Source organism: Pseudomonas silesiensis, from assembly GCF_001661075.1.
Lineage (GTDB): Bacteria > Pseudomonadota > Gammaproteobacteria > Pseudomonadales > Pseudomonadaceae > Aquipseudomonas > Aquipseudomonas silesiensis.
The window spans coordinates 4,080,771-4,101,719 of record NZ_CP014870.1 but is presented as its reverse complement, the minus strand read 5'-3'; the positions used below and the strand labels follow the sequence as shown (position 1 = coordinate 4,101,719).

The following is a 20,949-nucleotide window of genomic DNA, read 5'->3' as shown; positions in this document are numbered from 1 at the left end:
CTCGCACCACCTGGTTTTTCTAATGTTTTAGTCAACCTGAGGTGGTGTGTTTTCTGTCTGATTTAACTTGGCATTGCGTCGGAGCGTCTGTGTGCGGTGTTAGCTGCGCACGCGTATAAAAAGTGTTACTCGCATTATCAGCCTTATCCAACAACTATAAAAACGAAAGGTGTCATAAATGAACGTCAAGACTCTCAGTGCAGTTCTGGGTGCGTCCTTTGCTGTCGGTTTTTTACCTGTCGATGCATATTCAGCCGATTTCAGTGGTTATTTCCGAACCGGGGTAGGGGATTCGACCCAAGGGGGGAAACAGTCGTGTTTTCAGCTGCCCGGCGCACAATCCAAATATCGTCTTGGCAACGAATGTGAGCAATATCTGGAGTTGGACTTGCGCCAGGATCTGCTTTCACTGGACGACGGCTCGGTGCTAAGCGTTGAGGGCATGGCGCAGTTTTACAACGAGTATGGCCATGAGCCGAAATTTGACGGAGAACACGGCTATACGCGAATGAGTCAGCTCTATGCAGAGTGGAGCAAGATGCCGGCATTGAATGGTGGTTCTTTCTGGGCGGGCCGTCGTTACTACAACCGAAACGACATCAATATTTCCGACTACTTCTATTGGAACCAAAGCTCAACGGGCTTTGGGTTCGATCAGGTCGCATTGGGAGATCTGAAATACAGCTACGTGTTCTCGCGCAAGGACAATGTCTTCCAAAAGGATTTTGTTACCCGGCATGATGTAACCGTTAGCGGATTCAACACAAATCCCGGTGGCGAGGTTCAGTTGGGCGTCAGCTATCTGGACAAGCCGAGTCGCGAGGACGCTCATCAGGGCTGGTCGGTGGTCGCCCAGCACAAGCAGGTCGCGTTTCTGGGCGGAATCAACAAGTTCGCGGTGCAATACGGCCGAGGGCCGGGCACCGCGTTGGGCTACACCGGTGATTCCACGCTGGATCAGAGCAACAAGAGCTGGCGGGTCGTGGAGTTTTTCGATTGGCAAATGACCCATGCCTTCAGTGGCCAGGTCGAATTGGTATATCAAAAAGACACGCGTCCTGATGGTGATGACCAGAACTGGTTATCCGTTGGTGTTCGGCCAATCTATGCGATCACGGATCAGTTCAAGTTGATCACCGAAGTTGGGCGCGACCAGGTTGAAGCCGCAGACGGTACCCGAAAACTCACTAAATACACCGTCGCGCCGACCTGGTCGCCGAAGGGACCGGGGTTCTGGGACCGACCGGAAATTCGCCTTTATTACACCTACGCAACCTGGAACAAAGCTGCGCAACGCGCCGCCGGCTTGCAGTCTCCAGGATCGGCTCTGTCTGATACCGGTGCATTTGGCACAGACCTGCACGGCTCCAACGTCGGGGTCCAGGTCGAGTATTGGTGGAAATAAACGCCCGGAATGACGGTACGCTATGGGTTCCGGGTCGGGATCCATAGCGGTCCGGCGGACCCAGTGTTCGACGCGTCGCTTCAACACTTCGCTACTGTCTTTCAGGTAATCACAGACTGAAGCGGGAAACGGTTTTTTACGGCTCTATGGACGCTTTCGTAATTGCGCCGGGCTGACTCCCAGCCGTTGCTTGAAAGCCGTCGCCATGTGCGCCTGGGAGCTGAAACCGCAGATGAGGGCGATCCCGGACAGGCCGGCCGTCGAATCGCGCAGCAGGGCGCGGGCTTTGGCAAGTCGTCGGTCGATCAGGTAGCTGTGTGGGCTTTTGCCCGTGGCCTGCTTGAACGCCCGCATGAAAAATCCTTCGGACAATTCAAGCAGTCCTGCCATCGCTTGCACGCTCAGCGACCCTTCAAGACCTGCGTCAATGAATTCATCCAGCAGGCGCATGCGGCGGCCAGTGATAGAGCCCCGGGGCGGCGTCGGCAACACTTGCTGCGCCATGGCCCGTTCAGCCAGGGCGAGCGCCCAGGCCTCCCAATCGTCGTCCATCGAGGCGTGCAACAGCGCATTGCGCATGCGCAGCGCAAGGCTGATAGCCTGCGGATCGATGCGATTGTTGAATGGCTGATCCCCGATCAATGTCATACCGTCGGCGCGCACGACCCGCAGATATTCACCGCCTTCGGCCGACTCGGACAACACGTCACACCCGGCAGGGACAAATGCCAGGCCGTTCGGCGTGGCAACGAACGGCAGCACCCGATCACTGCCGATGGCGTGCAGACCCTGCTGGCTGTCGAAGGCAAAGCCGATCGCCGCATGGCTCGCCACGTATCGGGCAGCGTAGGCGGAGCCGGGCAACAATTCGATCGTCCAGGGCCCGGCCTCGACACGGCGGACCGGTTCGGTCAGGAGCGAGGGCGGCAGGTGGTTTCGAGGGTTCATGAACACCATAGTAATGAAGACGGCGTACAAAAGTCAGGTCGGTTTTTTGAAAGCCGGTGCATGGGCGCTGCGTCCAGACTAGGCAAAACCTCAGGGAGAGTGCTCATGCACAGACTGACTCGCGACGACATCGAACAAGCGGCCCACCAGGTGTACCAAGTGATGCCTGCCACTGCCCAGTACCCTTGGCCATTGCTGGCTGAACGGTTGGGTTGCACGGTGTGGGTCAAGCATGAAAACCATACGCCTACGGGGGCTTTCAAGGTGCGTGGCGGCATTACCTTCATGCACTGGCTCAAACGCACGCACCCCTCCGCCAGGGGCATCGTCACCGCTACCCGTGGCAACCACGGCCAAAGCCTGGCGCTGGCGGCACGGGCGTTGGGTTTGCGCGCGTTGATCGTGGTGCCGGAGGGCAACTCGGTCGAAAAAAACCAGGCCATGCGCGGCTTCGGCGGCGAGGTGGTCGAATGGGGTCGCGATTTCGATGAGGCCCGGGAAGAGGCCGCACGCCTGGCGCAAACCCATGGCCTCTACCTGGTGCCGCCGTTCCACACCGAGTTGGTAAAAGGCGTGGCCACCTATGCGCTGGAGCTGTTCAAGGCAGCGCCAGACCTGGACACCGTCTACGTGCCGATCGGCTGTGGCTCGGGGATTTGCGGGGTGATCGCCGCGCGCGACGCGTTGGGCCTGAAAACCCAGGTGGTGGGCGTGGTTTCCACCGAGGCTGCCGCCGCAAAACTTTCTTTTGAAGCGCGAGCCATTTGCGAAACCGCGACGGCGAATACCTTTGCCGATGGCCTCGCCGTACGTAAGCCGGTGCCTGAAGCCTTTGCCATCTACAGTGCGGCTGCGGCGCGGATCGTTTCTGTCGGCGAGGAGCAGATTGCCGAGGCCATGCGTGTGTATTACACCGACACCCACAACCTGGCGGAAGGGGCGGGTGCGGCGGCACTGGCGGCGCTGATTCAGGAGCGTGACGCCATGGCGGGGAAACGGGTGGGGGTCATTCTGTCTGGCGGGAATGTCGACAGGGCGGTGTATGCGGGCGTGATTGGGTGACCAGGCGGCGCAAGCGCTCGTGTTCCGGCTCGAGCGCCGCAAGTGTTTGCGCTTCAATCCTTTCCAGGGCGATCTTGCAGTTTTCTTGAAAGGCCCGTTCAACCCAAGCGCCTACTCAGCCCTGCGGCGCTCCGCTAATAATTCCTCATCAACTATTCGCCAGGATGGCCAGGCAATCGACCGCAAGGTAGGTGCCCTGGGCCTGGCTCATGAATGAGGACACCGATGAGCATCCGTATCTGGCATCAGAGCTTCACTGTCTTAAGCGACCTGGGTGCTTACGACGACGCGTTGCGCGCACATTTTCGCAAGGTTGCCCGCCCGGGCACGGAAATCCACCTGCACGGGATGCTCCCAGGCACGTACCGCAATCACTATCCGGGCGATGACATCAAGTATTCGGCGCTGCAGTACTTGCATGGCCTTCAGTTCATGGCGGCAGGCATCAATGCCCAGCACCAGGGTTTTGATGCGTACGCCATCAGCACGCTGCCGGAACCGGCGCTCAAGGAGACTCGCAGCCTGCTGGATATACCGGTGGTAGGGTATGGCGAATCCGCGATGCTCACCGCGTGCATGCTGGGTCGTACCTTCGGGGTGCTGGTGTTCATCAACGAACTGGCGGAGCAGATCACTGAAAATGCCGTGCGCCATGGTCTTGCCGGGCGGTTGACCGGGGTGCGTCATGTCGGCTTCCAGTTTGCCGACGTCCTGGCAGCCTTCACCGACCCCACTGCGCTGATCGAGCGCTTTCGCAGCGCCGCACGGGAGCTGATCGCGCAAGGCGCCGAGGTGATCATTCCCGGCGAGGCGCCGCTCAACGTGTTGCTGGCCTCCCATGGCATTAACGAAGTCGACGGTGTGCCGGTCCTTGATTCGCTCGGCGCCTGGGTCAAGCAAGCGGAAGCCATGGTGGACTTGCGCCGCGCCAATGGGACCAGCACCTGCAATCGCGGCTATTTCTCGGCTCAGCCGGCGCCTGACCGGGTGCGGGAGGTATTCGGGTTTTATGGCTTGGCTCCATTCCTTCAAGGGGGGACACAACCATGAATCATTACGAATGCGACCTGTTGGTCATCGGTGGCGGGTTGGCGGGTTTTTGCGCGGCCCTGAGTGCAGCCCAGGCGGGCTTGCAGGTGGTGGTGCTGGAAAAAACCGCGCAAACCGGTGGTTCGTCGGCCATGAGCGGTGGTTGCCTGGCCTTCGCCGGCACCGATCTGCAGCGCTCCCACGGGATCGAGGATTCATCGCAGCGGCTGTTCGATGACTTGGTCGATGTGGGCAAGGGTGAATGCGACGAGTCCCTGGTCAAGCTGTACACCGACCACCAGTTGGAGACCTACCAGTGGCTCAAGGACAACGGGGTGGTGTTTGCCGATGTCATCGAGGCCGCCTCGGGGCAGTCGGTACCCCGGGTGCACAACGTCGATCCGGCCGACATGGTGCGGCAACTGCAATCGGCCGCACTCGCAACGGACAAGGTCGAAGTCTGGCTGCACAGCCGTGCCCGACGCTTGTTGCGCAACGAGGGCGGGCGGGTGACGGGCGCCTCTGTCGAGCGTAACGGTGAGCAGCAGCACATCATGGCCCGCAGCGCGGTGTTGTTGGCCAGCGGTGGCTTTGTCCAGGACCGTGAGTTGATTCACCGCTTTGTCCCGCAATACGACAATGCGGTGTTCATCGGTGGCGAAGGCAATGAAGGCGACGGCCTGCGCATGGCCTGGGCCTTGGGCGCGGATGTGCGTGACCTGCCCTACATCAAGGGCACGTTCGGCAAACACCCGATGGACGAGCACAACCACCACGCCTGCCTGGTCGTTTACAAAGGCGCCATTGCGGTGAACCAGGACGGCCGGCGATTTGTCGACGAGTCGCAGTCCTACAAGTTGCTCGGCGATGCGGTGATGCAACAGGCATTCGGTGTGGGTTACCAGATCCTGGACCAGGACATCATGGACAGTGGTGACAACCAGGTACGCATCCTCGACTTCACCCGACGCCTGGAGGAGGGGCTGTTCATCGAGGCCCAAACGCTGGAACAGCTGGCGCGCCTGATCGAAGTGCCTGAAGACGTGTTGCTGGCCGAAGTGGCCGCGTACAACGATGCCGTACGCCAGGGGCAGCCACCGGAATTCGGTCGCCAGCACCTGGTGCATCATCACGGCCAGTTGCGCACGCTCGAGCGCCCGCCTTTTTATGCCTACCCCTCGACGGCGGCGGTGTTCGGCACCTACTGCGGCGTGATCGTCGACTCGGGTTTGCGTGTGCTTGATGTGTTCGGCGAGCCCATCGAGGGATTGCTGGCGGCGGGAGAGATGATCGGCGGCTTTCACGGCGCCGCCTATATGACGGGGTCGGCGCTGGGCAAGGCCGCCGTCTTCGGACGTTTGGCCGGCACCCGGCCAGGCACGGCGAGCGAGGGCTGACCATGAAGATTCTTGTGCTGTTGGCGGGCGTCGCGGATATCCGCTTCCCGTTGCACCCCATCAGTTTGAACAGCCAGGGGACGATCGATGAGCAAGGATCGCCCCGGCGTGTACTCAGCCCGTTCGACGAGGCCGCGCTGGAAGTCGCGCTGAAACTGCGTGATGCGAGCGCCACGACCCAGATCGATGTGTTGCTGCTGGACGGCGCCAACAGTGAAAACCTGATGCGCAGTGTCGCGGCTTTTCGTCCCGATTCATTGCAATGCCTGGCGCTGCAACCCTGCCAGTTGTGGGACGCCCGCCAGACAGCCACGCAGATGGCCGGGCTGATTGCGCGCGATTATGCCGGGCACGAACTGGTGCTGGCGGGGCGTGAAATGGGCGATCTGGATGAAGGCAGTATCGCGGTATTGCTCGCACGCCGTCTCGGCAGGCCGCAGTTTGCCATGGCTCAGTCTGGCCAATGGCAAGGCGAGCACCTGTGGCTGATGCGCGAGCGCGGCACCTGTGAAGAGTGGCTGCGGGTCGATCAGCCCTTGTTGGCGAGTGTGACCAATGATCGGCGCAACAAGCTGCGCCACCCCCTGATGAAAAACGTCATGCAGGCCAAGCGCATGACCTTTGCCCATGTCGTTGCGTCGGCCCCTGTGCGGGCCGGGATGACCTTGGCACAGCTAGACGCCGCGCCGGTGATCCCTCGCCTGGGGCAATGTCGGTTGTTGGACGGGGACGTCGCAGAACAGGCCAACGCGTTGGTCGGCTGGTTAAAAGAGCAAGGGGTCAAGCCATGAGTAGAGTTCTGACGGTCATTCCTCAAGCCTGGGGCGCCCAGGCGCTGGAAGCGGCGCTGGGTGCAGCGCAACAGGTCAGTGGCGCGGAGGGCTTCGCGGCGGTGCTGATCGGCAGCCAGCCCAGTGCCCAGGATGCCGAGTGGGCGATGCGGGCCGGGGCACGACAGGTGTACCAGTCCGTGCATGGGGCTTTAGGTGAATGTGACGAGCCCCAGGTGCAGGTCGCGGCGGTGGGCGAAGCGCTGAGGGCGATTCCGCGGTTGGGCGGCGACGTGCCGTTGGTGTTGCTGCCACCCGGCCCGCAAGGCGAAGAGCTGGCGGCGCTGTTGGCCGATGGTCTTGATGGTCAGGCGTTGGGGCGCTGCCTGGCGCTGCGGTTTGACGGCGATACGCTGCTGGCTGAACGTGCGGCATGGGGTGGGCGCATGCGCCTCTGCCTGGCGATCACCCGGGGGCCAGCCTTCGCCTGTTTACGCGCAGGTCGTGCGCTGTTGAATGCGCAAGCCGACGCCGATGTGTTCACCATCGAACTGCACGGTGTCCTGCCCGGGGCGCTGACCCTGGATAAACGTGAAAGCGGCCAACACCTGCCACCTCTGGAGGGCGCCAGGCTGGTGGTGTCCGGTGGAAGAGGGGTCAATGAACAAGGCTTTGCGTTGCTTGAGGAACTGGCGTTGAGCCTGGGTGGAACACTGGGCGGCAGTCTGCCTGCGGTGGATGCGGGCATGGTGCCCGTGCTGCGTCAGGTGGGTGTCTCCGGCAAGTTCGTCAGCCCGCAGATCTACCTGGCGGTGGGTATTTCCGGCACCCTGCAGCATCTGGCCGGGGTCAGCCTGGACAGCTGTATCGTGGCGATAAACAAGGATCCCGAAGCGGACATTTTCAAGGTCGCAAGCCTGGGCATCGTCGCCCCTTGGGAAACGCTGCTGCCTGCGTTACTTGAGAAGTTGCGATAGATCCCCGGGCACATGCCAGTCCACGCAAGTGGCTGGCATTTTTCAGGCGTTACCAGATCCCTAGACCAGCCCGCGTCGTCCTTGCCTTACCGCGATGCTCGCGCCCGAAGCTGGGCGGCGCTGGGCATCCAGGGTGGCGAGGATGAAATCGATGAACGCACGGGTGCGCGGCGCAATGAAACGCGCTTTGGGCGTCACCGTGTAAAAGCTGCGGCTGCCGGTGCTCCAGTGGGGAAACAATTCCACCAGTTCGCCGCTGCGGATCAGCCCGTTGACGAACACGTCCAGGACATAGATGACGCCTTGCTCGGCCAGGGCGGCCTGGATCAGCGCGTCGGTGCTGTTGAAGTGCAGGTCGCCACGGGGCGTCAGTTGGTGTTGCTCGTCCTCAAGGGTAAATGTCCAGTCCGATACGGTGTAGCGACCGGCGCCGAAAATCCCCAGGCAGTGCTTGGGCTGCAGATCCTGCGGCTGTTCGGGCGTGCCGATCCGTTTGAGCAACCCGGGTGCAGCGCAAGCCACGTAGTGCGCTTGATACAGCGGACGGGCGACCAGGTCGGCGTCGTTGACCGAGTCGATGCGGATCGCCACGTCGGTGCCCGTGGCAATCAGGTCTTCGGCATGGTCGGTCTGGCGCAACGCCACGGACAAGCCGGGGTGCTGCGCCGTGAAGGCCGGTAGCGCCGGGCACAGCAACGCACGGGCGAATGCCGCCGGGGACTCGATGCATAACTGTCCGCTGATCTCACCTTTCTTCTGACGAACCCGGGCTTCCATATCGGCGACCAGCTGCAGCACCTGGTTGCACTGCTCGAAATAACCTTCGCCGTCGTCGGTCAAGCGCAACGAGCGAGTGTTGCGCGATAACAAGGTCACCCCCAGGTAGTCTTCCAGCTTGCGCACGCTGGAGGTCACGGTGGCATTGGCGATGTCCAGCGACTCGGCGGCGCGGCTGAAACTGCCGCATTCCACCACGCGCACGAACACCTGCATTGCCCAGAGTCTGTCCATCGGTTTTCACCTTTTTCTAATAGCCCATTAGCCGCGTCAGGCTCGAATCCAGGGGCAGCGATTTCTATAGTACCAGCCACCAAGAGAGGAACTACCCATGGCTGAATTAAACTTCGATCTGATTGTGGTGGGCTGCGGTGTCGCCGGTCTGTCGGCGGCAGTGGCAGGCGCCGAACGCGGCCTGCGCGTGGCCGTGCTGGAACGGGCCAGTCGCGAAGAGCGGGGCGGGCAGAGCCGCTTCACCGAGGCCTATCTGCGTATGAAGAGCCATACCGAGGTGACCGACGATTTCGACGGGTTCCTGGCCGAGCATTCCGGCTATTACCAGGACCCGGATTTTGTCGCCGAAACCCTCGCCGATCGCGCTGACTGGTCGGCACAAACCCGCGCGCTGGGTTCAGTGGACGCCAGTGTGATCGGCACCTTTGCCGAACAGGTGCCAGGCACCATTGAATGGTTGAAACGCCACGGTGTGAAGTTCGATTTCCTGCCGACCCAATTCCTGACCAGCACCCAGCCACGGTTGCTGCCGGTCGGCGGCGGCGAGGCCATCGTCGAAGCCCTGGCGGCGAAAGCCGAGGCCCTGGGCGCCGAGTTTTTCTATGAAACGTCCGGGCGTGAATTATTGACCGAAGGCTATGCGAAGGTCCTCGGCATCCGGGCCCTGTCACGTCTGCAGGGCGATCTGGTTTTTCGCGGTGCCGTGGTGTTGGCCAGCGGTGGCTTCGAAGGCAATACCGAAATGCTCAGCCGCTACCTGGGGCCGCGTTCGGTGTATTTGCGTCCGGTGTGCAAAGGCGCCTATTACAACCGGGGTGAAGGCATCCAGATGGCGCTGGACGTCGGCGCCGCGGCCAGTGGCGATTACGGCAGCTATCACGCCGAACCCGTGGACCCGCGCTCGGGCATCTCCGAGCCGTCCATTTTCGTTTTCCCCTATGGCATCCTGATCAACAAGCAGGGGTTGCGCTTCACCGACGAAGCACCGGGTACGGTGGATGCCTGGTACGAACGGGTGACACGGCAGATCTATCAGCAGGATGAGGGCATTGCCTGGGTCATTCTCGATCAGAAGGTCAAGGACGTCCCCAACTACCGCCTGGCGATCCGTACCGATCAGGCCGCGATCGAAGGGGCGACCCTGGCCGGGTTGGCCGCGAAACTGGGTGTTTGCCCAAGCACTTTGCAAGACACCGTGAGCCGCTATAACGCCGCCTGTGTCCCGGGCGATTACAAGCCTTTGCAGCTCGATGGCGTGGCCACCGAGGGCCTGCAGCCGCCGAAAAGCAACTGGGCACTGCCGTTGGATACCGGCCCGTTTTTCGCTTACCCGATCATTTCCGCCAACGTCTTCACCTTCGGTGGCCTCAAGGTGGATGAGCGCGCGCAGGTGATCAACGCCGACGGTCAACCGATTGGCAACCTTTATGCCGCCGGTGAAACCGTGGGCTTGTATTTCGGCAACTACGCCGGCGGCACTTCAGTCCTCAAGGGCCTGGTGTTCGGCCGCCTGGCGGGCCAGGCCGCGATGCAGCAGCGGGGTGCGCAATGAACGTCGCTGTAGTGACCGGGGCCGGTGGTGCCATTGGCAGTGCGGTGTGCAAGCTGCTGGGCAGTGAAGGCTATCGGGTTGCGGCACTGGACCTGGCCGAGCCTCAGGTGCTGGGCCCGAACATGCGTTTCTATTCCTGCGATGTGGCTTCGCGCATCGCCGTGCGCGATGTGGTCGAGCAGATCGAAGATGACATGGGGCCTATCACTGCCTTGGTCAACGTCGCGGGAGTCTTGTCCACGGGGAGCGCGCTGGAACTCAAGGTCTCGGAGTTCGAACGGGTGATGCGGGTCAACGTGCAGGGCACGCTGATTCCTTGTCAGCTGATTGGCCAACTGATGGCCGAGCGCAAGCGGGGCAGCATCGTCAACATCGGTTCAGTGGTCGGCAAGAACGGTGGCAACGCCCGCCCTTGGCTGGATGCCAATGAACAGGCGCGAGCCGGTGGCGTCGCTTACGGCATGTCCAAGTCGGCGGTTCACACCATGACCCTGTTCCTGGCCAAGGAATTGGCCAGCGCCGGGGTGCGGGTCAACGCCGTGGCCCCAGGCCCGATCGCCACTGAAATGACCACGTCCTTCCCGGACAATCTGCGCGCGCTGATCCCGTTGGGACGCATGGGCCGAGCCGAAGAAGTGGCGTCGGCCGTCAGCTTCATGCTGTCTGACAAAGCAGGATTTATCAGCGGGGAAATCCTCGATATCAACGGTGCACTGTGGTGCGACTGATTCAAACCAAGGGAAAAGCATGATGAAAAGTATTTATCTGGTTCTCGACATGCAAAACGACCTGGTTCACCCGGACGGGGCCAGTGGCAAGGGGCCCCTGGGCGAGCAGGTACGCAGCCGCGAATTGATCGCCCGCACGGCAGCGGCGATTGCCAAAGCGCGCAGCAAAGGCATTGCGGTGGCGTTTGTGCGGGTAGCGTTTTCCGACGACCATCGCGAAGCCAATCCCGCCTCCCAGGTGTTCGGCGCCATCGCCAGGAACGGCATTTTGAAAAAGGACGCCTGGGGCGGGGCGGTGCACGATGAGCTGGCACCCTTGGCGAACGAATGGAACATCGTCAAGCACCGGGTTTCACCCTTCTATGGCACCTCCCTTGAAGTGCTGTTGCGTCGCGAAGGCATCGAGCGCATCTACTGCAGCGGTGTCAGTACTCAGGCGGTGGTCCAGGCCACGGTACGCGATGCCCACGATCGGGATTTCGAGGTGCTGGTATTGGAAGACTGTTGCGCATCGCCATCGGCGCAAGAGCATGAAAACTCCATGGCCAGTATCGCGCGCTTTTGCACCAGCATTGACTCGGCAGTCGCTTTCGACTGATCGCCAACGCTCACCGGGAACCGCCGCTGAGGCGATCCCGGCCCTCTCTTGAAATCCGCCATTGCCCGATGATTGTCTCTATGACGTTCACTGGGTGGCGGATTCGTCCGAAGACATTTTTTTCAGTCGATAATCCAGTTGCGCACGGCTCAGCCCCAATAAGGTGGCCGCGCGCGAGATGTTATTTTCGCTGAGCTGCATGGCCACTTCGATATACACCTCCTCGATCTGACTCAGGCGTACGGGCCCGCGTTGCAGCGTGCGTTGTGCGACCGCGAGCAGTTGGTCATGGCTCGCATTGTCCTGTTGCGCCAACCCGACGCCAGGAACATCGACCTGGGGCATGCGAATGCCAATGGTCGGGCCGCTGTCCCAGCTGACGGTACCGATGCGCTCGAGCTGCCCGCCCAAGGCATCGAGGCCCGAGAGATGGCGAATATCCAGCATGTCACCGTCGTCCGAGAGGATGATGGCCCGCTCGATGACGTTCTCGAACTCGCGGATATTGCCCGGCCAGTGGTAATCCAGAATGACTTGCAAGGCTCGGGGCGCGACACCGGTCAAGTGACGGCCGTGCAGGGCGCACAGTTTGCGCATGACCGTGTCGAGCAACAGGGGCAAGTCGTCCTTGCGTTCGCGCAAGGGGGCGATGGTGATCGGAAACACGTTCAGCCGATAGAACAAGTCACTGCGAAACCGTCCGGCCTTGACCGCCTGGGCGAGGTCTTCGTTGGTCGCGGCGATGACCCGCACGTCGACCTTGATCGTTTTATTGCTGCCCAATCGCTCCAGATCACCGCTTTGCAGCACTCGCAGCAGTTTGCCCTGGGCGGTCATGCTCAAGGTGGCCACCTCGTCGAGGAAGATCGTGCCGCCATGGGCAATTTCAAATCGCCCCGGACGCGGGTCGGTCGCGCCCGAATAGGCGCCGCGCTGCACGCCGAACAGTTCTGACTCGATCAGTTGCTCGGGGATGGCGGCACAGTTGATTTCAACGAAAGGCGTGTTGGCCCGCAGGCTGTTGCCATGCAACTCGTGGGCGAACATCGTTTTGCCGACGCCGCTCTCGCCCAGCAGCAGGACCGTGGCATTGGTGCCTGCCACCCGCAGGATTTTATGCATGGCGATGTGGTAGGCGGCGGAGCTGCCCACCGGGCGGCCGAGTTCGGTCACCGAGGGTTGGCTTTCTACCAGGCCGAAGGGCGACGGCGCCGTATTGGCGGGGGTGTTTTTAACCGGTTTGACTGGTTGTGTCCGGCGATGGTCGGTGACCCGTGGCTGAAAGTATTTGAGGTCTTCTTCGGTGTTGTCCCAGTCCTCGACCGGCTTGACGATCACCCGACACAGATCATGCCCGCAGCCCTGGCATTGGGTTTCCCGGGCCAATAAACGACGGCCCATCAGGCGGCTCATGAACCCTGAGCTGTAGCCCACTTCCATCCAGCAGATAGGGTCGGTGCTGACGCCGTTGGCAGCGATATGCACGTCACTTTCGACCGAGCGTTTCCAGGTGAACTCACCGTATTTGAAGCCCTTTGCATGATCGAATTCGATGCACACCGGTGCGACTTCGACGATGCCGGACAAGGCGTGCAACTGCCCCCCGGCCGCGGCGATGTCCAGTTCATTACCCGTGCCGCGGGCCTGGATGGCCAGGTCGGCATCACGCTGGCCGGTCATGTAGCCGACACGGGTCAACAGGCCTCGGGTGAACTCCACGCCGTTGCTTTCCAGCAGCTCCTGACGCAACGCCCCGAACGCCTCGACATGCATCAGCATCATGCGTTTGTCGCCCAGCCAGATCAGCCCCTCCTTGGGGTTGAAATACAGCCGGTCCACCAGGTCCTGCATGTCCGGGAAGCGCAGGTCGGTAATGATGTTGATGCCATTGCGATTACGCGACTGCCGCGAGCGCGCGTCGTCATCGATGGGGAGAGAAGTCATCAAGTGAGCCTATGTTTTATTACTTGTTGAAGGCGAACAGCAAAATAGCAAATAGCAGAAGCAACTACCCAATGCCAGACGCGTGCCAGAAATGTCATGAGCGCCTCACTGGCTGCGCCCACTGAAGCACAGGGTGTCTTGGGTACGCTATCCATTCTCTGCAATCCGATAAATTTCTCCCCGGCCTCGCGTTCACGAAAATCCTTGAATGAAATTCGCAGTTTTCGAATTTTCTTAAATTTTCCTGGCTTTGAGCGAACACTGGATCGTGGCTGGAAACCTGCTGCCTTTTGTTCATAAGACAATGATTAATAAAGGAAATTTATTTAGTTTTGCCAGCGTTTCAATGCTGGCACAGCGCTTGCTCTTGTCCTTTTAACAGCTGTTCTTCAAAGCGTCACAAGAAAGAGCAGAACAACAAAAACAAGATGAGGTGCAGGCAAGTGGCAGAAATTCACTCGTTGGCCTACGCAGGATTCGGTGTAAGCGACCTTGATAAGTGGCAATGGCTGGCCACCGACATCATCGGCATGCAAGTGGCCCATCGCGATGAGCAGGGGTTGACCTTGCGCATGGATGAATACGCCCAGCGATTCTTCCTGGAAAAGAATCCGATCGACGACATCCTGGTGGCGGGCTGGCAATTTCGCAGCGAACAGGAACTTGAGAGTTATGTCCGCGAGCTGCGTGAAAAAGAGGTTCCGGTCGAAGTGCTGTCCAGGGAGATGCTGCAGCGACGCAAGGTAGAGAAGGCGTACAGCGTCGAGGACCCGAACGGTTTCACTCACGAGTTTTTCTTCGGCCACAGCGAAGCAGGCCTGAACGACGCGTTTCGTTCGAAAGTGCTCAAGGGCAGCTTTGTCACCGGCGATCTGGGCATCGGCCATCTCCTGCCGTTCGCCAAGAACGGGCCGCAAACCGTGAGCTTTTACCAGGATGTGTTGAAGCTGCGAGTCAGCGATTACATCCGTGAGGAAGTGCAACCGGGCATCGTGGTGGACGCCACGTTCTTCCACACCGCAACGGGCCGTCACCATTCCATCGCCACGGCACAGGCGCCCAGCCCCAAGGTGCTCAACCACTTCATGGTCCAGGTGCAGAACATGGACGACGTCGGCCTGGCCTACGACCGCTGCATCAAGGCGGGCATCCCGATCATTCTCGAACTCGGTCATCACCCGAACGACAGGACCTTTTCTTTCTATGCCCAGACCCCTTCGGGGTTCAACTTCGAAATGGGTTGGGGCGGGGTCGTCATCGACGACCGGCATTGGGAAGTGAAGGCGTTCAACAAAATGAGCGACTGGGGTCACAAACGCAACATCGTTCTCTGATCCGCGGCGGGCTGCCGGCCTGGTCATGCAGCAATCACGCCTGTGGGCCACCCGCGCCTGCGACACAGTGAGGTTTTCCAGATGTTAAACGCCATTCAATCAAGTAGTACGCCAGCAGTGATTCCGCCAACGGTGGCCACCGCTGATTTCTGTAAGGGCATGCGCCATCTGGCCGGGGCCTGTGTGGTGATCGCCAGCGGCAGTGACAGCGAGAGAGCCGGACTGACGGCGACGGCTGTGTGTTCGATCACTGCCGACCCGCCGCGGTTGCTGATCTGCGTGAACCGTAATGTCCGGGCGCACGAAGTGATTCAGCGCGCCGGCGCTTTCAGCATCAATGTGCTGGCCCATGACCAGGAGTTCATTGCCAAACGCTTTGCCGGAATGATCGAAGGGGTCAGCGGCGAGGAGCGCTTTGCAGAAGGCTGCTGGGAGTCGGGAGTCACCGGCGTGCCTTTGCTCGAAGACGCGCTGGTGAGTTTCGAGTGCCGGTTGGAGCAGGTCATCCCGGCCAGCACCCACGACATGTTTATCGGAGAAGTCGTCGGTGTCCGCGGCCTGCAAGAGCAGGACGGCCCCTTGGTGTATTTCAACAGCAGGTTCGCTGCGCTCAAGTGAAGCCCTGGCGGCTTTCGACCTGTAGACAAAAACAATAAACCAGAGATCACAGACCTATGAACAACTTCGTCAAGCCAACCCAGACTGTGGATGCCCAGGCGATTCCAACCGAAGCGCAATTGCTCGAACGCGCCCGTGGGTTGCTTCCAATGCTGATGGATAAAGCCGAGTCAGTGGAAAAGAACCGGATGGTGTCCAGCCAGACCATCGAGGCGTTCGTCGACGCCGGCTTCTTCAAGATCCTCCAGCCCAAGGAATATGGCGGCTGGGAGATGGCGCCCGCGGTGTTCTACAAAGTCCTGATGGAGTTGGGTCGTGGCTGCTGCAGCAGCGCCTGGAACATGATGATTCTGGGTATCCACCAGTGGGAATACGGTTCGTTGCCAGAGCAGGCGTGCCTGGATGCCTGGGGTGCAGACAATGCCGTGATCACGGCCTCGTCCTACCCGCCATTCGGCAAGGTCGAAGAGGTCGAGGGTGGCTTCAACATCAGCGGCACGTGGAAAACTTCCAGCGGTTGCGATCATGGCAAATGGGCGTTTCTCGGTGGCCTGCGGCGTGATGCCAGCGGTCAGGTGATCGATCGCATGTCGATGCTGGTGCCCAGCTCCGCATGGGTCATTGAAGACGATTGGCACACCTTCGGCCTGGCCGGCACCGGCAGCAAGAGCCTGGTGATCAAGCATGCGTTCGTGCCGTATCACCGCGCCCACAGCCTGATCCAGTACACCTACAGCGAACGTCCGGCGAACTACCTGTACCCGTTCAACCAGATCTTCTTCGGTGCCGTTTCGGCCTTGATCGTGGGGATGGCCCAGGGCGGGATCGATGAGTACATCCGGCAGATGAGTGTGCGCACCAACACCACCGACGGCGCAGGGGCGGCACTGAGTCCCTACGTCAAGGACCGGTTGGGCAATGCGGTGGTCCGGGTGCGTTCAGCCCGTGCGCGCCTCCTGCAAATGCTGGCCGAGAGCAGCGAATACGTCGAGCGCCGCGAACTGGTGCCGGCCTTCGACCGCGTGCACTACATGCTCGACATCGCCCGTGTCGGTCGCGACTGCGAAGAGGCGGTGATGCTGCTGTTCAAGGCCACGTCGGCCCGTGGCATTTACCTGAACAATCCACTGCAGCGAATCCTGCGCGACGTCATCGCCGCGTCCAACCACATTACCCAGAACGCTGATGACACGGCGGGCATGCTCGGCGCCTATCTGTTGGGGCAGCAACTGCCACCGATGCTATTCGGCCTGGACCCGGTGTCGCTCAACGACTGAATCGCTGGATCGGGAGGAAGGCATTCCTCCCGACGAGACCCGACTACCGCTTCCTCGGCGGTCACTCATAAAAACAAAAACCGGCTTACTGTCGCAGAGGTCTTTTAATGTCCATACATCAGAACCGAGCACCCGGTGGTGTCCGTTCGGCTGCCCGACGTCCACGGCTGACCCGCCTGGCAGCGGCTTTACTCGGCTGTTCAGTATTGTCCAGCGCGCAAGCGATGGAGTTCGATACCGGCAGTGCCGACCTGAAGGTCCGCTTCGATACCAACGTCAAATATTCCAACGCCTGGCGCGTCAAGGACCAGCACGACAAGCTGGTCGCGGACTCGAACCTGGACGATGGCGATCGCAATTTCGACAAGGGCATGATCTCCAATCGCCTGGATCTGTTTTCGGAGTTCGACATCTCTTACCAGAAGGTCGGCGCGCGGGTCAGCGGCGCGGCCTGGTACGACGATGTGTACAACAAGGGCAACGACAACGACTCGCCGGGTACCGCCAACGCCTACAGCGTACGTTATGACCGGTTCACTAAAGATACCCGTGACTTGCACGGGCGGGACGCGGAGTTCCGCGATGCGTTTGTCTACGCGAACTACGATCTGGGCGAAGAAATGTGGGGCGTGTCGCGTCTGGGCCAGCACTCGTTGCTCTACGGTGAAAGCCTGTTCTACGGCGGCAACGGTATTGCCGCAGGGCAGCAACCGATCGATGCGGTACGTGCGCTGACCGTCCCCAACTCGCAGTTCAAGGAGCTTGGCCTGCCGGTCAAGCAGTTCTCCACGCAACTGCAGATCACACCGACCGTTTCCGTCGGTGGCTACTACCAGTTCGAGTGGGAACGTACGCGCATTCCAGGGGCGGGCAGCTATTTCAGCCCGGCGGATCTGCTCGACGAAGGCGGTGAAAGGATCGTCGTGGGCCGCTTGCCGAACGGGGCGCCCGCGGCCTCGTTCTATCGCGGCGATGACATCGAGGCGCGCGACAGTGGTCAGTGGGGCGTGCAACTGCGCTACCGTTCCGAGGCACTGGATACCGACTTCGGCCTGTACGCCATCAACTACCACGACAAGAATTTCCAGACGCAGCTGCGTCCCGGGGTGGGGGCGGGCAGTCGTGCGGACCAGATCGGCGAATACATGCTGGTGTTCCCCGAGGACATCCGTGCCTACGGCTTCAGTGCCAACCGTGGCTTTGGCGACATCAACTTCGGTTTTGAAGCTTCGGTACGCGACAACGCACCGCTGGTCAGCCTGACCATGACTGACCTGGCGGGCAACGGCGACAACGACGGCAATCCGCTGTATGCGGTGGGCCGTACCGCGCATGCCCAGGTCAACATGATCTACATCATGCCGACCGGGATGTTCTGGGACACCGCCAGCCTGCTGGGCGAGCTGGCCTGGAACCGCAGGCTGAGCGTCGACAAGAACCCGGACAACCTCGACCCCAACGGCACCCGCGATGCCACCGCGATCCGGGTGGCGTTTTCTCCGACCTACTTCCAGGTCTTGGATGGTGTCGACCTGTCGGTGCCGATGGGTTTCAGCTACGGCATCGACGGCCGCTCTTCGGCGGTGGGTGGATTCAGCCAGAGCAAGGGCGGCGACTACAACGTCGGTCTGACGGCGGACTATCTGAAATCGGTCACCTTCACCCTGGCCTACACCGGCTATTACGGCCCCTCGGCGCCCATCAATATCGGCGGGATCAAAACCTTCAAACAGACCAATGCTGACCGGGATTTCCTGTCCTTCAGCGTGTCCCATACATTCTGAGTAATGGCCATGAAAAACAACAAGATCACTCAGCTGTTGACCTGTTTCACCTTGTCCATGTCCGTGGTGTCCGCCTACGGGGCGGTCAGCGCGGCAGACGCTCAGGCGTTGAACTCCACGCTGACACCCCTGGGCGCCGTGCGTGCCGGCAATGCCGACGGCAGTATCCCGGCGTGGACGGGGGGGTATTCCACGGTGCCGGCGGGTTATCAGCAGGGGCACCGGGCGTACGACCCATTCGCCCAGGACAAACCGTTGTACACCATCACTGCCGCCAACCTGGCCAAGTACCAGGACAAACTGAGCGCCGGCGTGATTCAACTGTTCAAGGACAATCCGCAAACGTTCCGCATCGATGTGTTCCCCACACGCCGTACGGCATCGGCGCCGCAGTGGGTGTACGACAACACCCTGAAAAACGCCACGCACGCCTTGCTCGAAGGTGACGGCCTGATCGTCAAGGGCGCCTACGGAGGGGTGCCATTCCCGCTGCCAAAATCCGGCATCGAAGTGCAGTGGAACCACCAGCTGCTATGGCGGGGCGACACCACCAAAGGCAAGTACAAGGTCTGGACCACCACCGCCGATGGCCAGCGCGTGTTGGCCACCGCCGCCGAGGACAATGCGCAATATCCCTACTACTACAAGGACGGTTCGGTGGAGACCGCCGGGCCGAACTTCATGATGGCCATCCAGCTGACGTATGCGCCGGCCTTCCGGGCGGGTGAAGCGCTGATGGTGCACAACGTGACGGATTACGTGCAGGGCCGCACCTTGTGGCAATACCTGTCGGGTCAGCGCCGGGTGCGTCGTGCGCCGAGCATCAACTTCGACACGCCCAACTCCGTGGCGTCGGGCGTCAATTTCGTCGATGAAAACTACGGTGGCACCGGTTCGCCGGAGCGCTTCGACTGGAAGCTGATCGGCAAGAAAGAAATGATCATTCCGTATAACAACAACCAATTGCTGGCCAACGCCGATGAAAAAGTCATGGGCCAGCGTCACGTCAACCCGGACTACATGCGCTGGGAGCTCCATCGGGTCTGGGAAGTCGAGGCCACCCTCAAGGCGGGCAAGCGTCATGCCGTGCCCAAGCGCACGTATTACTACGACGAAGACAACTGGGGTAACGCGATGATCGATGGCTGGGACGCCGAAGGCACCCTGTGGCGCACGTCGCTGTCGACACCCTTCGTAGCGCCGGATATCCCGGCCACGGTGAATTATTGCACCGGCTTCTTCCATGACCACCGGACCAAGGCCTGGATGTACAACTGTGCAATGGGCGACGCGGGCAACGAGCAATACGCAATCACCGAACGTCGACGTGAAAGCTTCTTCTCGCCTGAGTCCCTGACCAAGATGAGCGCACGCTGATGCCCATGGCGAGCCCTTTCTCACGGGAAGGGCTGGCCGGTCTTACCGGAGGTATGTGGTGAATAAAAACAGATTTGCGTTGGCCTGCGTGCTTGGCTTCAGTTTGATCGCCGCAGCGGTTTCCAGCAGCAGCGCCGCATCCAGAGATGTCGCCGATACGCTGGAGCAACCTGCCGGGATCTCGGCACTGGCCAGCCGTTTGGCATTCAATGCCGCCGCCATGGCGGGCGAGCGGCTGGTGGTCGCCGGCATGCGCGGCACCATTCTTTACTCTGACGATCAGGGCCTGCACTGGCAGCAAGCCAGTGTTCCGGTCACGGTCAGCCTGACCGGTGTGTGCTTTGCCGATGCGGCCAATGGTTGGGCCGTTGGTCATCGCGGGGTCATTCTCGCCACCCGCGATGGCGGCGCCCACTGGACTCGGCAAATGGACGGTGTGCAAGTCGCGCAGTCGATTTTGCAGGTGCGCCAGGACCCTGACCGGGTCGACGAGGCGCGCCGTCTGGTGGCCGAAGGCGCTGATAAACCGTTTTTGACCGTGCAGTGCATGGGCGATGGTCGGGTATTGGCCCTGGGCGCTTACGGGTTGGCATTCAGCACGCAAAACGCCGGACAGAGTTGGCAGCCGGTGCTGGCGTTGCTCGATGGCAGTGATTCACGACACCTCAACGCGGTGCAGGTCCTGGGCGGTCGGGTGTATGTGGCCGGGGAGCAGGGCGCGTTGCTGCGAGTGAACAATGACTTGCAGGGGTTCACCCGTTTTGCGAGCCCCTATGAGGGCAGCTTCTTTGGCCTGTTGGCCACGCGCAATAACAGCCTGCTGGCCGTGGGTTTGCGCGGGCATGTGTTCCGCTCGGTCGATCAGGGGGCCAGTTGGCAGCCTGTGAGCCTGGCATCGGGCAAGAGCCTGACGGCAGCTACTGAATTGCGCGACGGCTCGCTGCTGTTGGCAGATGAGTCGGGGCAGGGCTGGCTCAGCCGTGATGACGGTCGCAGCTTCCGTGCGGTATTGCCTGAAGAACGCTTTCCATTGATCGCACTGCTGGCGCTGCCCGATGGCGGCAGCCTGGCTGTGGGCACCCATGGCATCACTCGTTTCCCGCCGAGCGCTCTGCGCTAAGTCGGCCTGAATAGAAGA

At 60.9% G+C, this 20,949-nt stretch carries 18 protein-coding genes; 15 read left to right on the top strand and 3 right to left on the bottom strand.

From position 1 onward, the window contains the following. Positions 1-178 precede the first annotated feature (178 nt). Positions 179-1,405, top strand: a complete 1,227-nt coding sequence (locus PMA3_RS18180; RefSeq protein ID WP_064678477.1) for a maltoporin — start codon at positions 179-181, stop codon at positions 1,403-1,405. A gap of 144 nt (positions 1,406-1,549) precedes the next feature. Here the strand turns inward: PMA3_RS18180 and PMA3_RS18175 are convergent, their stop codons facing one another. Continuing rightward, on the bottom strand, positions 1,550-2,362 hold the full coding sequence (locus PMA3_RS18175; RefSeq protein WP_064678476.1) for a helix-turn-helix transcriptional regulator: 813 nt from the start codon (positions 2,360-2,362) through the stop codon (positions 1,550-1,552). Between the two features lie 96 nt (positions 2,363-2,458). Between PMA3_RS18175 and PMA3_RS18170 the strand changes: the two genes are divergently transcribed. The 5 genes from PMA3_RS18170 (at position 2,459) to PMA3_RS18150 (ending at position 7,588) form a co-directional block, all read left to right on the top strand. After that, on the top strand, positions 2,459-3,415 hold the full coding sequence (locus PMA3_RS18170; RefSeq protein ID WP_064678475.1) for a threonine dehydratase: 957 nt from the start codon (positions 2,459-2,461) through the stop codon (positions 3,413-3,415). Positions 3,416-3,640: 225 nt separating this feature from the next. Continuing rightward, the gene (locus tag PMA3_RS18165) at positions 3,641-4,465 is read left to right on the top strand and encodes an aspartate/glutamate racemase family protein (RefSeq protein ID WP_082930364.1); all 825 of its coding nucleotides are present in this window, start codon (positions 3,641-3,643) and stop codon (positions 4,463-4,465) included. Continuing rightward, a complete protein-coding gene (locus PMA3_RS18160; protein WP_064678474.1) occupies positions 4,462-5,841 on the top strand; it encodes an FAD-dependent oxidoreductase in 1,380 nt (459 codons plus the stop codon). The genes PMA3_RS18165 and PMA3_RS18160 overlap by 4 nt, the downstream gene beginning before the upstream one ends. Positions 5,842-5,843: 2 nt before the next feature. Next, positions 5,844-6,632 carry an electron transfer flavoprotein subunit beta/FixA family protein gene (locus PMA3_RS18155; protein WP_064678473.1) on the top strand — a complete coding sequence of 263 codons (789 nt, stop codon included), beginning with the start codon at positions 5,844-5,846 and terminating at the stop codon, positions 6,630-6,632. After that, positions 6,629-7,588 carry an electron transfer flavoprotein subunit alpha/FixB family protein gene (locus tag PMA3_RS18150; RefSeq protein ID WP_064678472.1) on the top strand — a complete coding sequence of 320 codons (960 nt, stop codon included), beginning with the start codon at positions 6,629-6,631 and terminating at the stop codon, positions 7,586-7,588. The genes PMA3_RS18155 and PMA3_RS18150 overlap by 4 nt, the downstream gene beginning before the upstream one ends. A gap of 60 nt (positions 7,589-7,648) precedes the next feature. Here the strand turns inward: PMA3_RS18150 and PMA3_RS18145 are convergent, their stop codons facing one another. Continuing rightward, positions 7,649-8,599, bottom strand: coding sequence for a LysR family transcriptional regulator (locus PMA3_RS18145; protein WP_064678471.1), 951 nt, complete (start codon positions 8,597-8,599; stop codon positions 7,649-7,651). Positions 8,600-8,696: 97 nt separating this feature from the next. Here PMA3_RS18145 and PMA3_RS18140 point away from each other — a divergent pair, with 97 nt between their 5' ends. From PMA3_RS18140 to PMA3_RS18130, 3 genes are read left to right on the top strand one after another with little or no spacing between them, the layout of a single operon-like run. After that, positions 8,697-10,151: an FAD-dependent oxidoreductase gene (locus tag PMA3_RS18140; protein WP_064678470.1), complete on the top strand. Its 1,455-nt coding sequence runs from the start codon at positions 8,697-8,699 to the stop codon at positions 10,149-10,151. Continuing rightward, positions 10,148-10,879 carry an SDR family NAD(P)-dependent oxidoreductase gene (locus PMA3_RS18135; RefSeq protein ID WP_064678469.1) on the top strand — a complete coding sequence of 244 codons (732 nt, stop codon included), beginning with the start codon at positions 10,148-10,150 and terminating at the stop codon, positions 10,877-10,879. Before PMA3_RS18140 ends, PMA3_RS18135 begins: the two co-directional genes overlap by 4 nt. A 19-nt stretch (positions 10,880-10,898) precedes the next feature. Further along, the gene (locus tag PMA3_RS18130) at positions 10,899-11,477 is read left to right on the top strand and encodes a cysteine hydrolase family protein (RefSeq protein WP_237140648.1); all 579 of its coding nucleotides are present in this window, start codon (positions 10,899-10,901) and stop codon (positions 11,475-11,477) included. 87 nt (positions 11,478-11,564) lie between these two features. Here the strand turns inward: PMA3_RS18130 and PMA3_RS18125 are convergent, their stop codons facing one another. Then, complete coding sequence (locus PMA3_RS18125; RefSeq protein ID WP_082930363.1) at positions 11,565-13,421, bottom strand: sigma-54-dependent Fis family transcriptional regulator; 1,857 nt, start codon at positions 13,419-13,421, stop codon at positions 11,565-11,567. 443 nt (positions 13,422-13,864) lie between these two features. Between PMA3_RS18125 and PMA3_RS18120 the strand changes: the two genes are divergently transcribed. From PMA3_RS18120 to PMA3_RS18095, 6 genes are all read left to right on the top strand, one after another. After that, a complete protein-coding gene (locus PMA3_RS18120; RefSeq protein ID WP_064678467.1) occupies positions 13,865-14,755 on the top strand; it encodes a VOC family protein in 891 nt (296 codons plus the stop codon). An 81-nt stretch (positions 14,756-14,836) separates the two neighbouring features. Further along, a complete protein-coding gene (locus tag PMA3_RS18115) occupies positions 14,837-15,373 on the top strand; it encodes a flavin reductase family protein (protein ID WP_064678466.1) in 537 nt (178 codons plus the stop codon). A gap of 56 nt (positions 15,374-15,429) precedes the next feature. Then, a complete protein-coding gene (locus PMA3_RS18110) occupies positions 15,430-16,650 on the top strand; it encodes an acyl-CoA dehydrogenase family protein (protein WP_064678465.1) in 1,221 nt (406 codons plus the stop codon). Positions 16,651-16,757: 107 nt separating this feature from the next. Further along, positions 16,758-18,434, top strand: coding sequence for a DUF1302 domain-containing protein (locus tag PMA3_RS18105; RefSeq protein ID WP_064678464.1), 1,677 nt, complete (start codon positions 16,758-16,760; stop codon positions 18,432-18,434). A gap of 9 nt (positions 18,435-18,443) precedes the next feature. Then, on the top strand, positions 18,444-19,811 hold the full coding sequence (locus PMA3_RS18100; RefSeq protein ID WP_064678463.1) for a DUF1329 domain-containing protein: 1,368 nt from the start codon (positions 18,444-18,446) through the stop codon (positions 19,809-19,811). 58 nt (positions 19,812-19,869) lie between these two features. Beyond that, positions 19,870-20,931, top strand: a complete 1,062-nt coding sequence (locus tag PMA3_RS18095) for a WD40/YVTN/BNR-like repeat-containing protein (RefSeq protein ID WP_064678462.1) — start codon at positions 19,870-19,872, stop codon at positions 20,929-20,931. Positions 20,932-20,949 lie beyond the last annotated feature (18 nt).

Coding starts and splice junctions, on each gene's coding strand:
- PMA3_RS18160 (WP_064678474.1), top strand. CDS start 4,462: ATGAATCATTACGAATGCGACCTGTTGGTCATCGGTGGCGGGTTGGCG.
- PMA3_RS18175 (WP_064678476.1), bottom strand. CDS start 2,362: ATGGTGTTCATGAACCCTCGAAACCACCTGCCGCCCTCGCTCCTGACC.
- PMA3_RS18105 (WP_064678464.1), top strand. CDS start 16,758: ATGTCCATACATCAGAACCGAGCACCCGGTGGTGTCCGTTCGGCTGCC.
- PMA3_RS18180 (WP_064678477.1), top strand. CDS start 179: ATGAACGTCAAGACTCTCAGTGCAGTTCTGGGTGCGTCCTTTGCTGTC.
- PMA3_RS18115 (WP_064678466.1), top strand. CDS start 14,837: ATGTTAAACGCCATTCAATCAAGTAGTACGCCAGCAGTGATTCCGCCA.
- PMA3_RS18170 (WP_064678475.1), top strand. CDS start 2,459: ATGCACAGACTGACTCGCGACGACATCGAACAAGCGGCCCACCAGGTG.
- PMA3_RS18130 (WP_237140648.1), top strand. CDS start 10,899: ATGATGAAAAGTATTTATCTGGTTCTCGACATGCAAAACGACCTGGTT.
- PMA3_RS18110 (WP_064678465.1), top strand. CDS start 15,430: ATGAACAACTTCGTCAAGCCAACCCAGACTGTGGATGCCCAGGCGATT.
- PMA3_RS18150 (WP_064678472.1), top strand. CDS start 6,629: ATGAGTAGAGTTCTGACGGTCATTCCTCAAGCCTGGGGCGCCCAGGCG.
- PMA3_RS18140 (WP_064678470.1), top strand. CDS start 8,697: ATGGCTGAATTAAACTTCGATCTGATTGTGGTGGGCTGCGGTGTCGCC.
- PMA3_RS18155 (WP_064678473.1), top strand. CDS start 5,844: ATGAAGATTCTTGTGCTGTTGGCGGGCGTCGCGGATATCCGCTTCCCG.
- PMA3_RS18125 (WP_082930363.1), bottom strand. CDS start 13,421: ATGACTTCTCTCCCCATCGATGACGACGCGCGCTCGCGGCAGTCGCGT.
- PMA3_RS18100 (WP_064678463.1), top strand. CDS start 18,444: ATGAAAAACAACAAGATCACTCAGCTGTTGACCTGTTTCACCTTGTCC.
- PMA3_RS18145 (WP_064678471.1), bottom strand. CDS start 8,599: ATGGACAGACTCTGGGCAATGCAGGTGTTCGTGCGCGTGGTGGAATGC.
- PMA3_RS18135 (WP_064678469.1), top strand. CDS start 10,148: ATGAACGTCGCTGTAGTGACCGGGGCCGGTGGTGCCATTGGCAGTGCG.
- PMA3_RS18165 (WP_082930364.1), top strand. CDS start 3,641: ATGAGCATCCGTATCTGGCATCAGAGCTTCACTGTCTTAAGCGACCTG.